Below are 12340 nucleotides of genomic sequence, written 5' to 3'. Positions count from 1 at the left end.
GCCCGCCGCCCGGTGCCGCCGCTCCGGCCGCCTACGCGCCGCCCCCGCCCGCCCCGGCGCGGCAGGGCCGCTCGGGCCGGGGCAGGAGCCTCGCCGTGATCGGCGGCGTCGTGGCCGGCTGCGCAGTCGCGGGACTCGCCGCCGGCGCGTTCTTCTGGGGTGGAGGCGACGACGGGGACAAGGAACAGGAGCCTCAGAAGGCCGCCGCGGCCACAAGCGAACCGAGTGCCTCGGCCACACCCCACGGCACCAAGAGCCGGAAGCCCGAGCCCGCCGACCCGGGGGCGAGCCAGGCCAAGGCCCTGGACGCGTTGCTCCGGGACAGCGGTGGCAGCCGGGGCGCGGTCATCCGGGCCGTGGACGCCACCCGGAGCTGCAAGGACCTCGGCAAGTCGGCCGGCGACCTCCGGGACGCCGCGAGGGACCGGAACGGGCTGGTCGACCGGCTGCGGAAGACCCCGGTGGACAAGCTGCCCGGCCACGCCGACCTCACCGCGCAGCTGACCAAGGCGTGGCAGTCGTCCGCGTCCGCCGACAGCCACTACGCGGCCTGGGCCGATCAGGTCGGCGGCAAACACGGCTGCCACAAGGGTCACGCCCGCCCCAGCAAGGAGGCCCTCGCCGGCGACCGCGCCAGCGGGGAGGCCACGGCCGCCAAGAAGCGGGCGGCCGACCTGTGGAAACCGATCGCCAAGAAGTACGGGCTGCCGCAGCGCCCGTGGACCCAGCTCTGACGCCGTACGGCACCCCTGGACAGGGCTCCGGGGCGGGAACGTACGATCGATCGCTGTGCAAGGTTCGGAGAAGTCTTCCCGTCGCGGCCGTCGCTCGACCACCATGGACGGCATGCCGCTCAATGACATGCCATGGTGGCGCTGGCGGGCGAACGTCCGCTCGGCGCTGCACATGCTCTCGGACCCGGCCTTCCAGCAGGAGTGCTGGCTGACCGGGCGTGAAGGGTACGGAGACGTGACCGACGCCGTCTACCGCCTGGTCGAGGACACCTGGCTGGACAACTGGTCGGCGGAGAAGTACGTCGGGACGGTCTTCCGCGACTCGGGCGAGGCCGCCCTGGTGGACGTGGCGGTCCTGCGCGTCCTGCGGATCATGCACCAGGTCGGCGCCGACGCACCGGTCTCGGCCTATCTGGAGCACCACGGCTGGCCCGAGGCCGTGCGGGCGGCACGCGAGGCACACGTCCGGCTGGCGGCGGGGGACGGGGACGACCCGGACGTCCCGCCGCGCTCCCTGCCCGTCCTCGCCGTTCTGACGAAGGTCTGACCCTACGGCCGGGCGGCGCGACGGGCCCGGAAGAGACCGCGCGCGCCGGGGCTCCTGCTCCGGCGCGCCGCGCGAGGCGGGCCCCCGCCGGAACCGGATGGTCCGGCGGGGGCCCGCGGATATGCGACGCTATTGGGCTATGAACGCCTCGCAGCCGGCGCCGCCCGCGCGGACCGCACAGCCCGACCAGTACGTCCTCACCCTCTCCTGCCCGGACAAGCAGGGCATCGTCCACGCGGTGTCCAGCTACCTCTTCATGACCGGCTGCAACATCGAGGACAGCCAGCAGTTCGGCGACCACGACACCGGGCTGTTTTTCATGCGGGTGCACTTCGGGGCCGAGGCCCCCGTGACGCTGGAGAAGCTGCGGGCCAGCTTCGCCGCCATCGGCGACGCGTTCCACATGGACTGGCAGATCCACCGCGCCGACGAGAAGATGCGCGTCGTGCTGATGGTGTCCAAGTTCGGGCACTGCCTCAACGACCTGCTCTTCCGCTCCCGGATCGGCGCCCTGCCGGTGGAGATCGCCGCGGTCGTCTCCAACCACACCGACTTCGCCGAGCTCGTCGGCTCCTACGGCATCCCCTTCCACCACATTCCGGTGACCAAGGACACCAAGGCGGAGGCGGAGGCGCGACTGCTCGACATCGTCCGCGACGAGAAGGTCGAACTGGTCGTCCTCGCCCGCTATATGCAGGTGCTCTCCGACAACCTCTGCAAGGAGCTGTCGGGCCGGATCATCAACATCCACCACTCCTTCCTGCCGAGCTTCAAGGGCGCCAAGCCGTACCACCAGGCGCACGCCCGCGGTGTGAAGCTGATCGGTGCCACCGCGCACTACGTCACCGCCGACCTCGACGAGGGCCCGATCATCGAGCAGGAGGTCGAGCGGGTCGGTCACGAGGTGACCCCCGAGCAGCTGGTCGCCATCGGCCGGGACGTGGAGTGCCAGGCCCTGGCGCGTGCGGTGAAGTGGCACAGCGAGCACCGCGTGCTGCTGAACGGCCGCCGCACGGTCGTCTTCGCGTAGGCCACGCGCGGGCCCGCCGGGGTGGTGGCTCCCCTCCCGGCGGGCGCGTCACAGCCGCGACAGCGACGCCGTCGCGAACAACACGTCCCGGATCGCCTCGGGATCCCCGTCCTGCCCGGCCGCGGCCTCCTGCGGCTCGACGCGCCCGGCGGCCAGCCGGCAGAACTCCAGCCCGTCGAGCACCACATGGGCCACTTCGGTCTCCGGCGAGGCGCGGACGGCGGGGGAGTCCAGCGCGATGTACCAGTGGCCGCCGCCGCTGCCCTCCACCTCCAGGTGCAGCGCGCGGCCCGGCGCGTCCACGGAGCTCAGTATGTGCGGCGGCGGGGCGAGACCGGCGCGGCGGCGGCCGGCGAGCGCGGCCGGGAGCATCCGGGCCGCCAGGTCGATCATGCGGTGGAGATGGGACGGCGCCGGCGGCTCGTAGGGGTACGCGACGGCGTCGGCCACATCCTCCGCGTGCACCCAGCACTCGAAGGCGCGGTCGAGGAAGGCGTCGTGCAGCGGGAGGCTGAAGGGGCCGTACGCGACGCTCGTCGCCGCCGTGTCCCGCGCGTCGGCGTCGGCGGCGAAGGACGCGCTCCTTATGAGGGCGCGGCTCTGCTCGCGCCAGGTCGCGTGAGCGTCGCGCCAGGCCGCGTCGGCGCCGCCGGAGGACCGGCCGTCCCCGGCCGTCCACAGGGCCTCCGTGCGGCCGGCGGGCGACAGCGGCACGGGGTCCGCGGCCGTCTCGGCCGCTCCCTCTCCGCACGCCGCTCCGCCGCCGGGCGCCACTCCGCCGCCGGTCAGGACGGGTACGGCGGCGGCCGGGGCCGGCACCGGGTCGGGCAGGCCCAGGGAGCCGGCGACCAGGCCGTCCACCGCCGTGAGATGGCTGATCACGGCGGCCACGCTGACCTCCCGCTCGGCGGACCGCCGCCCGTCGAACCAGGCGAGCCGCACCGGCGCCCGCCAGTCCTGCTCGTCGATGTCCCGCAGCAGGGCGTCGAGGCGGGCCGTCTCCGCCTCGTAGGGCGCCGCCCAGCCGGGCACCGGAATCCGGGGCGGGCGCCGGCCGAGGCAGTGCGAGAGCACCCGGGAGCGGAGGGAGGGGTCGAGGTCGAGGCTGTCCTCGGGGTGGAGCAGCGCGACCGCGTCCCGTAGCCGGACGGCTTCCTCGGCGCAGGAGGCGCAGTCGGTCAGATGCTCCTCGACGGCCGCCGTCTCGTCCGGCGAGCAGGCGGCCAGGGCCCAGGCGCCGAGCAACGACGTGAGCACGGGGTGCGGCCGGGGCGGGCGACCGGTCATCGCGCGCCCCCGCCGACGGAGGGCGGCGGGCCCGGCGCGCGGGAGCCGGCGCGGCGCGGGCCGTGGGCGGTGGCGAGCAACTGGAGCCCCAGGCGCAGCCGGCGACGCGCCTCGTCCTCGGTGACGCCCAGTCCGGCGGCGGCCCGGCGGTAGTCGAGGCGGCGGGTGTAGGCGAGATCCAGGGCCTCGCGCAGGGGTGCGGGCATGGAGCCGACGATGTAGTCGGCGCGGGCGGCGGCGGACGCGGCGCGGACGCGTTCGTCGATCTCCTCGGGGGTGGCGGTGCCGCCGGGGTCGTCGCTCTCCGACCGGCGCAGACGGGCGACGGCCTGCCGGTGCGTGAGGTCGGCGAGCCAGGAGCGCAGCGGGCCCTGCCGGGGATCCCAGTCGCCGGGGTGCTCCCAGACGTGGCCGAAGACGTCCCGGGTGACCCGGTCGGCGCCGGCCTCGTCGCCGAGGACGCGGTGGGCGAGGCCGTGCACGAGGGAGGCGAAGCGGTCGTACAGCTCGCCGAGCGCGGCCGCCTCGCCGTGCGCGAGCCGCTGCTGCATCCTCCGGTCCCACCGTGGTGGTGCGTCCGTGGTCATCCGCCCCTCCTCCCGTGCGTCGTCACGACGCCTGCTCTTCGCAATGTAACGGGAGGGTCCGGCAGCGGGCGTACGTTCGGACGGAAATCCGGGTAACTCCGGGGAAGATCAGGGAAGCCCGGGTGCGGGGCCGCCGGGGGTGATAGGGCTTGACGGCCCGTCCGCCGGACATCGGCCGCCCGTCCGTCGGCCGAACAGCGGGGGACCGGCGGTGTCTGACCGGACGTGCACGAATGTGCCGATGTGTTATGCGGGTGTGACCGGATCCGGGGGGAGGGGGCGTCCGGGCTGGGCATAGGCTCAAGGCGGTGGTTTATGCCAGACGGCAATTCGCGGCGGGTCCGGCCGCCGGATCCCCTAGGGGTCGTACGACCGTCGCGGACGGTACGGGACGGTGGCCACACCGCGGAAGGGCTCAGTCCGGAAACAGCGCCGGAAAGCGCGACCAGCCGGCGGACCGAGTGGAAGGGCTCGAACGCGTGACGTTGAAGGTGTGGGAGCACGACCAGGGGAACTGGGCCGTGCTCCGGGTCAGCGGCGAGATGGATCTGGTGACCTCCCCGGCGGTCCGGCAGCGCGTGCACGACGCGGTGGCGGAGGGGCGGCGGAGCCTGGTGCTCGACCTCGGCGAGGTGCGGTTCTGCGACTCCAGCGGGGTCGGGGTGCTCATCGCCGCCCGGCGTCTGATGCGCTCCTGCCAAGGGCGGCTGCGGCTGATCCTGCCCGCCCAGGGAGCGGTCGAGGGATCGCACGTCAACAGGGTGCTCGCCGCCCTCGGCGTGCGCCGCCTCTTCGAGGTCTACCCGGACCTGGCGAGCGCCACCGCGGAGACCGACTCGCTGTCGGCGTAGCCCGCCGGCCCGTGGGCCGGCCCGCGTCGCCGGCCGCCGACCCCGCGCCGCCGGTGCCACCCCGCGCCGCCCGGCGCCGGGGCCCGCCGGCATGCCCGGAGGTCCGGCGCGCCGGGAGAATCCGGCAGCCGGAGAACGGCGCGCTCCGACGGTCACCCGCGCGCCCGCGCCCCGTACCGGCACCGCCGCGGGCTCATCGGCCGCGTGGGAAACGGGCCCGTACGACGAAGCCGCCGTCCTCCGTCGGACGCGCCTCCAGCGTGCCCCCGAGGCTGTGCGCGCGCTCCCGCAGCCCCACCAGACCGTGGCCGCCGCCGGGCAGCCCGGGCGCCGGGACGGCCGAGTCGGCCGGCCCGTTGCGGACCTCGACCCGCAGCCCGCCGTCCGGCTCGTCCACCCGGACCCGCACCTTCGCCCCGGGCGCGTGCTTGCGGACGTTCGTCAGTGCCTCCTGAACGGTCCGGAAGGCGGCCCGTTCCACCGCCTCCGAGCGTTCGACCGCCGGGTCGTAGGCGTCCTCGTACGTGACGTCGAGCGCGCTCAGCTCCAGCAGCCGGGGCAGGTCCGCGAGCTTCGGCTGCGGCGTCAGCTCGTCGGTGTCCGCGCCCGCCGCCCGCAGAATGCCGACCATGTGGCGCAGTTCGTCCAGCGTGCGCACCGACAGCTCACGGATCGTCCGGGCCCCGGCGCGGGCCCGGGTGTCGGCCGTGCTGACCTGCACGGCGCCCGCCTGCAGGCTGATCAGGCTCACCTGGTGGGCGACGACGTCGTGCATCTCGCGGGCGAGCCGGGCGCGCTCGGTGGCGAGGACCCGGTCGGCCAGGAGCCGGTCCTCGCGGGCCCGGCTGCGCGTCAGTTCGTCGAGCCGCGCGTCCAGTTCGTGCCGGGTGCGGGCCAGGAGTCCGACCGCGATGGGCGCCGCCGCGATCACCACCGCGTTGACGGCGTCGAGGGCGAGCCCGCGCGGGTCGTGCACCGGCAGGTCGGACACCGGGTAGGGGAGGAAGTGGACGACGGCGAAGAGCAGGCCGGTGACGCCGAGGAGCCGCCGGTCGGGGCGGCGCACGGCCGCCACCGTGTAGAGCGCGATCAGCGGCGCGAACCAGATGTACCCGATGTAGAAGCCCGGCAGGACGGCCAGGAAGACCGTCACGGGGAAGCGGCGCCGCCACAGCAGCGCCGCGGCGGCCGCCAGGGAGAGCAGCAGGGCGGCCCCCGGCGTCACTCCGTTGACCAGGAGGGCGTCGGCGACGGCCAGCGCCGCGGGCGCGACGAGCGGGACCCAGGCCGGCCGGCTCCGCGCCCCGGGGTTCACCGGACGCCGTCCCCGGGCCGTGGCACGGGTACCAGCCCCGCGCGGTCCGCCACGATCGCCGCCTGGACCCGGTTGACCCCGCCGAGCTTGCCGAGGACCGCCCGGACGTGGTCCTTCACCGTGCTGGGGGCCAGGCCCATGCGCTCGGCGATCTGCGGGTTGGCCAGACCGGCGCCGACGTGGGCCAGCACCTCGCGCTCGCGCGGCGTCAGACCCCGTACCGCCTCGGCCGCCGAGGCCCCGGCGCCCGCCGCCAGATAGCCGCCGATCACGGTCCTGGTCACCCCGGGGTCGAGCACGCTCCCCCCGGCGGCGAGCGTCCGGACGGCTCGCACGAGCTGGTCCGGATCGGTGTCCTTGAGGAGGAAGCCGGCCGCCCCGCCGCGCAGCGCGGCGGCCAGGTACTCGTCGGCGTCGAACGTCGTGAGCATGGCGACGGCGGGCGGCTCCGGCGTGGCGCGCAGCGCGCGGAGCACGGTCAGCCCGGAGACGTCCGGCATCCGTACGTCGAGGAGGACGACGTCGGGCGCACTGGCGAGCACGGCCGCCACCGCGTCGCCGCCCCCGCAGTCCGCCACGACCTCGATGTCCCGGGCGGCGCCCAGGATCATCCGCAGCCCGGACCTGACCAGCTGCTCGTCGTCCACTACAGCGACACGGATCAACGCCGCTCCCTCGTCCCTTTCACACCGGGAGCCCCGCAGGCCACCCGGCACCTTCCAGCCTGCCGTACCGGCACGGGGAAAGCGGAATCCAATACTCCGACGGTCGGCCGGTCGCGCCGTGGCCCCGCGGCCCGGTCCGTCGGCCCGGTCCGTCGGCCGTGACGGCCGGCCGTGCCCGGTGAATTTCCCTCCCGGTCTGCCGTCCGGCAGAGTGCTGACCATGCTGCACCATGCCGGGCCCGGCCCCCGCACGCCGTCCCGCGCACGGTACGTCCGTATTCTGCCCGCGACCCTGGCCTGCGCGTTCCTGGCGACGGCCTGCGGCGGCGGCGGGGGCGGCCGAGACGACGACGCGCGCCCGCGCTCCGGAGGCGGGGTGGCCGTCTCCTACCGGGAGGCCGAGGGCGACGACGCGGAGCACCTGGCCTTCCTGCGCCGCCGACGGCTCGCCGAGCGCGTCGCCGAGGACCTGAACGCCACCCTCCGGCTGCCCCGGCGGATCGCGGTCGTCGGCCGCTCCTGCGCCGAGGACGACGTGCCGGAGTACGACCCGGAGACCCGCCGCGTCAGCCTCTGTTACGGCTACGTGGGCGAGGTCCGCGCGATGTTCCGCCAGGCCCGGGACCCGGACGTGCCCGGACGCACCGCCGGGGTGATCACCGAGACCCTGTACCACGAGGTCGCCCACGCCCTCATCGACCGGCTCGGCCTGCGCTTCACCGGGCGGGAGGAGGACGTCGCCGACCAGTTCGCCGCGTACCGCCTGCTCGCGCGCGGCGCCGAGGGCCGGGCCGCGCTGCGGGCCGCCGCGGACAACTACGCCCAGTACGCGGCGGACGACCCGGAGGAGGGCGACCCCAGCGACGAACACGCCCCCGACGCCGTCCGCAGCGCCAACTACCTCTGCTACCTCCACGGCTCCGCCACCGGCCGCGACCGCGAGCCCGCCGACGGCGGCCGGCTCACTCGGGAGCGGGCCGAACAGTGCGCGGACGAGTACCGCGCCCTGCGCCGGGGCTGGGACGCGCTGCTGGCGCCGTACGCGGTACGGGGCGGGGGCTGACGCGGGCGGCCGGGCGCGGCGGCGGGGCCGGCCGCGGCCCCCACGCGGGCCGGCCGGGCCTGGCCGGTCATGCCCGTACCGGACCGATCGCGCCCGTACGGGACCGGAATCCGGCGCCTACGGACCCGCTCACGCCCCTACCCCGCCCGTACGGGACGCGCGAGCCACGGCACCCACGCGCCGACCGGGCCGCGTACCGGCCGGGCCCCCGCGTACCCGACCGGGCGCGCGGACACGGGACCGGGGCGCCCGCCCCTCGGGTGAAGCCCGCAAAAGCCGCCGCCGCTCCCGCCCCAGCTCACCCGCACGGACGCCGCAAGGGCACCGGCGGCGCCGGACCCAGCGTCGTCGTGCCGGGCGCGGCCCGGTGGCCGAGGCCCGTGCGGTACGCGTTCAGCGCCGCCTCCGTGCGTCCGGTCCGCCGCAGCAGGTCCCCCAGCAACCGGCACAGGTCGGCCAGATCGCCGGCCGCCCCCGTGCGTTCCAGGAGCGAGAGGGCCGCGCAGTAGTGCTCCTCCGCCGAGTCGGTGTCGCCCCGCTCCTCGGCCATCAGCCCGAGCAGCCGGTGTGCCCCGCCCGCGTGGACGGCGCCCCGCTCGGGCCCCAGCGCGGACGGCGCCAGCAGCGGCGCGAGCAGCCCGGCGGCTTCGTCGGCCTTCCCGCGCCGCCGCAGCACGTCCGCGAGCTCCACCTCGACCTGCACGGTGAACAGCGGTGCCCGCTTGGCGGCCAGCATCGCGCGCGCCGTGCGGAGTTCGCGTTCGGCGGCGGCCAGCTGCCCGTCCTGGGCATGGACGTAACCGTGCGTCCGGTGGCAGTGCGCCAGCTCGACGCGCATCCGCCGGCTCCTGCACAGCTCCCGGGCCTCCGCCAGCACCGTGCCGGCCTCGGCGAACCGCCCCTCGACGACGAGCGTCCTGGCCACTCCCCGGAGCGCGCCCGCCACCAGCACCGGATCGTCCACCTGCTTCGTGAGCGCCAGCGCGAGCTCCGCCGCGCGCGCGGCCCGCGCGTACGCCCCGAGGTCGACGTACGGTGCGATGGCCGTCGTGTGCAGCGCGAGCAGCGCCCGCGCGTCCTGTGTCCCCGCGCCGCCGAGCTCGTCCAGCGCGGTCTCCAGCAGGTGGCAGCAGTACCGCAGTTCGCCCGCCAGCAGGTGAGCGGTGGCCCGCCCGCGGCGGGCGGGCGCGCGGCACGCCGGCGGTCCGTCCGCGAGCAGCAGCTCCGCCTCCGCGAAGTGGTCGCGCGCGTCGCCCAGTTCCCCGGACTCCAGGGCGCAGTCCCCGAGGCCGACGAGTGCCGCCGCCCGTTCGGGGAGGAGGCCGTGCCGGGCGGCCTCCTCCTGGAGTACGCGGAAGATCTCGGCGGCTTCCGCCGCCGTTCCCCAGTGCAAGACGTCCCGGGCCTCGGCGAGGCGCGGAGCGATGTCGTCCGGCTCGTGGGCCGGTATCCCCTTCGTACTGTTCTCGGCCACTTCAACCCCCCGGTACATGACGCCGTCGTCCAGGTGGCGGGTTGCGTCCGCACAGGGTCATCCATGCCCGGGGAGCGACGGCCGCACGGCGATCCGCCCTATTTCGCCAACTCCCTTTCCAGGGGCGTGCGGAATCGGGGCGTGACGCGTACGTCACCGATCCACGCCGTCAGCCGCGCCGCCTCGGCCTCGACGGCCGCGACCGCCTCCCGGCCCACGTCGGTCAGCAGCCGCCACACCACCTCACCGTCCGCGCGCTGGGCCCACCCGCCCACCACCCGGCCGTTCCACCAGACCGTGGGGCCCGCGTTCCCGGCGCGGTCGAAGAGGGCCGGGACGTGCTCGGGCGACAGGTACCAGTCGCGGTGGCGCCAGCCCATCGTCGTCGGATCCAGGCCGGGCAGCAGGGCGGCCCACGGTTCGACCGGCGGAATCTCCTCCTCCACCTGGCCGGGCAGCGCGCGGCCGGGTCCGGCCGCCAGTTCCACGTCCACCGCGCCCGCGTCGGCGAGGGCCTTCCGGGTGTCCCCGAGCGACCAGCCGGTCCACCACTTGAGGTCCGCCTCGGTCGCGGGCCCGAACGAGTCGAGCCAGCGGCGCGCCAGTTCGGCCTTGGACTCCCGTACGGGCGGCTCGGGCAGCGGCTCCACGGCGGCCCAGGGGAACATGCTGCTCGTCCAGGAGCCGCGTGGCCGCGCGCGGCGGATGTGGCCGTCGGCGGCCAGCAACCGGAGCACCCGGCTGCCGACGCTCTGCCGCGCGGCGTAGGGCTTGTCGGGGGATCTCAGCATCGTCTCCCGCAGGGCGGGCACGTCCTTGTTCAGCTCGGCCGTCGTCGCCTCGCCGCGGGCCGCGAGCGCGTCGAGGGCGGCGCGCTCCGTGGCGGCGAGCCGCTCCTCGTCCCAGTGCGCGCCCTCTTCGACGTCCTCCCGCAGGTGCTTCAGCAGTTGGGCGCGCTCCCGGACGGCGATCGCGCGTGCGGTCGACGAGTTGACGTACGGGGCGAGGCCGGTGGTGACGGCGAAGATGGTGCGCCGCATGGAGAGCAGCTTGACCAGCGTGACGTCCCGGTACAGCGCCCGGTCCACCTCGTCCGCCGACGGCTCCGCCAGCCGGGCGCAGGCGGAGAGGTAGACGGTCGCCGGGTCCGTCGCGTGGAGGGCCACGACGGCGTCGGCGACCTCCTCGGCCGAACCGGCCCGGTGCGCGGGCGCCAGGAGATGCCGGCGTCCGATACGGGCGCGGCGCTGATCGTCGGTGAAGCGGGGGCGGCTGTCGCTGCTCATGGTGGGAGCGTAAGGGGCATGTAGGTCGGAGACTGACCTACTGGCGCGGGCGACCTGGGGCGTGGCCCGGATCCGCTCCGGGGTGATGGTCCGGGTGATCCCTGACCCGGAATCAGGGGCGGATCGGGGCTCTCCCGGATGGGCCGGGGGGCCGTGCGCCGGAAGACTGGGGGCATGCAGACGACGAGGACGAGACGCACCCACGGCCGGCCGCCGGACCGTATGCGGGACTCCACCGCCCCGCCCGAGCGGAGTCCGGAGTCGGAACGGCGCGCGCCCGATCCGATACGCGCGGCCCCGCTCACCCCGCGGCGCGCCGGACTCTGACGCGTCGGCGGCCGGCGGCGGGCCGGTGCCAGGGGAGACGACGGGCCGACGAGAGGGGCGGTTGTCACGCCAGGACGTTTCGCCACGGCCGTCAGGGCAGTGCGGCGAACCCATGGGACCACCACGTGGGGCAAGATGTTGCCCATGGGGAGTTTCGCTGCACACGACGGCGTGATCGCGGGGCGCTATCGGCTGGGGCGGCGGATCGGGCGCGGTGGCATGGGCACGGTCTGGCGTGCCACCGACGAGCTGCTGGGCCGCGAGGTGGCGGTCAAGGAGCTGCACACGGACGACGCCGCGTCCGTCGGGGCCGCCTTGTCGTCGCAGGAGCGCACGCTGCGCGAGGCCCGGGCGGTGGCCCTCATCAAGCATCCGAACGTGATCGTGCTGCACGACATCGTGGAGCAGGACGGCCGGCCCTGGATCGTCATGGAGCTGGTGGACGGCCGTTCGCTGTCCGACCGGCTGGCGGCGGACGGCCCGGTGGACGCCCGGGAGGCGGCCCGGATCGGGCTGGCCATGCTGGGCGCGCTGCGGGCCGCCCACGAGCGGGGCGTCCTCCACCGCGACATCAAGCCGCCGAACGTCCTCTTGGAGGCGGGCAGCGGGCGTGTGGTGCTCACGGACTTCGGCATCGCCCAGGTCTCGGGCGCCACGACGATCACCGAGACCGGGGCGTTCGTCGGCTCGCCCGAGTACACCGCGCCCGAGCGGATGGCCGGCGGCCAGGCGGGCCCGGAGTCGGACCTGTGGTCGCTGGGGGTGCTGCTCTGCACGGTGCTCAGCGGCGAATCGCCGTTCCACCGCGATTCGCTGGGCGGCATCCTGCACGCGGTGGTCTACGACGAGATCCGGCCGCCGGAGTCCGCCGGACCGCTGCTGCCGGTCGTCCGCGGGCTGCTGGAGCGCGACCCGGCCCGGCGCATGGGCAGCGACGAGGCCGAACGGCTGCTGCGCGGCTACCTGGAGACCGGCCGTACCCCGGCGCCCTCCCTGCACTACACGCCCACGCAACGCAGCGTCCCCACCCCGGCGCCCGCTTCACCCGCCTCGTCCGCCGCCACTGCCGCGTCCGCCACCTCCGCCTCGGAGGCGTCGCGCGCCCCGGCGGCACCGCCCGCCGACCCGCGAACACCGTCCCCTCCCGCGACGTCCGCTTCCCCCACTTCCCCCG

At 75.6% G+C, this 12340-nt stretch carries 11 protein-coding genes and 1 pseudogene; 6 read left to right on the top strand and 6 right to left on the bottom strand.

All coding sequences use genetic code 11. From position 1 onward, the window contains the following. The 3 genes and pseudogenes from ACSNOK_RS23495 to purU form a co-directional block, all read left to right on the top strand. A pseudogene (locus ACSNOK_RS23495) lies at positions 1 to 734 on the top strand (hypothetical protein); the annotation flags it as partial. 103 nt (positions 735 to 837) lie between these two features. Continuing rightward, positions 838 to 1281: an SCO4402 family protein gene (locus ACSNOK_RS23490; RefSeq protein WP_040890138.1), complete on the top strand. Its 444-nt coding sequence runs from the start codon at positions 838 to 840 to the stop codon at positions 1279 to 1281. A 139-nt stretch (positions 1282 to 1420) separates the two neighbouring features. Further along, positions 1421 to 2311 carry a formyltetrahydrofolate deformylase gene (gene purU, locus ACSNOK_RS23485; protein ID WP_436782739.1) on the top strand — a complete coding sequence of 297 codons (891 nt, stop codon included), beginning with the start codon at positions 1421 to 1423 and terminating at the stop codon, positions 2309 to 2311. A 48-nt stretch (positions 2312 to 2359) separates the two neighbouring features. Here the strand turns inward: purU and ACSNOK_RS23480 are convergent, their stop codons facing one another. Beyond that, entirely contained in the window at positions 2360 to 3598 is a 1239-nt protein-coding gene (locus tag ACSNOK_RS23480; protein WP_436782738.1) for a zf-HC2 domain-containing protein, read from the bottom strand. Further along, entirely contained in the window at positions 3595 to 4185 is a 591-nt protein-coding gene (locus tag ACSNOK_RS23475; RefSeq protein ID WP_436782737.1) for a sigma-70 family RNA polymerase sigma factor, read from the bottom strand. The genes ACSNOK_RS23480 and ACSNOK_RS23475 overlap by 4 nt, the downstream gene beginning before the upstream one ends. 479 nt (positions 4186 to 4664) lie before the next feature. Between ACSNOK_RS23475 and ACSNOK_RS23470 the strand changes: the two genes are divergently transcribed. Next, positions 4665 to 5036, top strand: coding sequence for an STAS domain-containing protein (locus ACSNOK_RS23470; RefSeq protein ID WP_436782736.1), 372 nt, complete (start codon positions 4665 to 4667; stop codon positions 5034 to 5036). 193 nt (positions 5037 to 5229) lie between these two features. Here the strand turns inward: ACSNOK_RS23470 and ACSNOK_RS23465 are convergent, their stop codons facing one another. Together ACSNOK_RS23465 and ACSNOK_RS23460 are read right to left on the bottom strand one after the other, a co-directional pair. Then, positions 5230 to 6351 carry a sensor histidine kinase gene (locus ACSNOK_RS23465; protein ID WP_436782735.1) on the bottom strand — a complete coding sequence of 374 codons (1122 nt, stop codon included), beginning with the start codon at positions 6349 to 6351 and terminating at the stop codon, positions 5230 to 5232. Further along, the gene (locus tag ACSNOK_RS23460) at positions 6348 to 7016 is read right to left on the bottom strand and encodes a response regulator (protein WP_436782734.1); all 669 of its coding nucleotides are present in this window, start codon (positions 7014 to 7016) and stop codon (positions 6348 to 6350) included. Before ACSNOK_RS23460 ends, ACSNOK_RS23465 begins: the two co-directional genes overlap by 4 nt. 220 nt (positions 7017 to 7236) lie before the next feature. Between ACSNOK_RS23460 and ACSNOK_RS23455 the strand changes: the two genes are divergently transcribed. Next, the gene (locus ACSNOK_RS23455; protein ID WP_436782733.1) at positions 7237 to 8079 is read left to right on the top strand and encodes a DUF4344 domain-containing metallopeptidase; all 843 of its coding nucleotides are present in this window, start codon (positions 7237 to 7239) and stop codon (positions 8077 to 8079) included. Positions 8080 to 8377: 298 nt separating this feature from the next. Here ACSNOK_RS23455 and ACSNOK_RS23450 read toward each other — a convergent pair whose 3' ends face one another. Further along, positions 8378 to 9553, bottom strand: coding sequence for a tetratricopeptide repeat protein (locus tag ACSNOK_RS23450; protein ID WP_436782732.1), 1176 nt, complete (start codon positions 9551 to 9553; stop codon positions 8378 to 8380). Between the two features lie 98 nt (positions 9554 to 9651). Further along, positions 9652 to 10839, bottom strand: a complete 1188-nt coding sequence (locus ACSNOK_RS23445; RefSeq protein WP_436782731.1) for a winged helix DNA-binding domain-containing protein — start codon at positions 10837 to 10839, stop codon at positions 9652 to 9654. A 471-nt stretch (positions 10840 to 11310) separates the two neighbouring features. Here ACSNOK_RS23445 and ACSNOK_RS23440 point away from each other — a divergent pair. Then, on the top strand, positions 11311 to 12340 hold a 1030-nt coding region (locus ACSNOK_RS23440), incomplete at its 3' end, for a serine/threonine-protein kinase (RefSeq protein WP_436782730.1).

It is taken from the genome of Streptomyces sp. URMC 126 (assembly GCF_051386555.1).
Lineage (GTDB): Bacteria > Actinomycetota > Actinomycetes > Streptomycetales > Streptomycetaceae > Streptomyces.
This window is presented reverse-complemented; position numbering and strand designations above follow the sequence as displayed.

Excerpts from the sequence above, each read along its gene's own strand:
- ACSNOK_RS23490 (WP_040890138.1), top strand. The coding sequence starts at position 838 with ATGGACGGCATGCCGCTCAATGACATGCCATGGTGGCGCTGGCGGGCG.
- purU (WP_436782739.1), top strand. The coding sequence starts at position 1,421 with ATGAACGCCTCGCAGCCGGCGCCGCCCGCGCGGACCGCACAGCCCGAC.
- ACSNOK_RS23480 (WP_436782738.1), bottom strand. The coding sequence starts at position 3,598 with ATGACCGGTCGCCCGCCCCGGCCGCACCCCGTGCTCACGTCGTTGCTC.
- ACSNOK_RS23475 (WP_436782737.1), bottom strand. The coding sequence starts at position 4,185 with ATGACCACGGACGCACCACCACGGTGGGACCGGAGGATGCAGCAGCGG.
- ACSNOK_RS23455 (WP_436782733.1), top strand. The coding sequence starts at position 7,237 with ATGCTGCACCATGCCGGGCCCGGCCCCCGCACGCCGTCCCGCGCACGG.
- ACSNOK_RS23445 (WP_436782731.1), bottom strand. The coding sequence starts at position 10,839 with ATGAGCAGCGACAGCCGCCCCCGCTTCACCGACGATCAGCGCCGCGCC.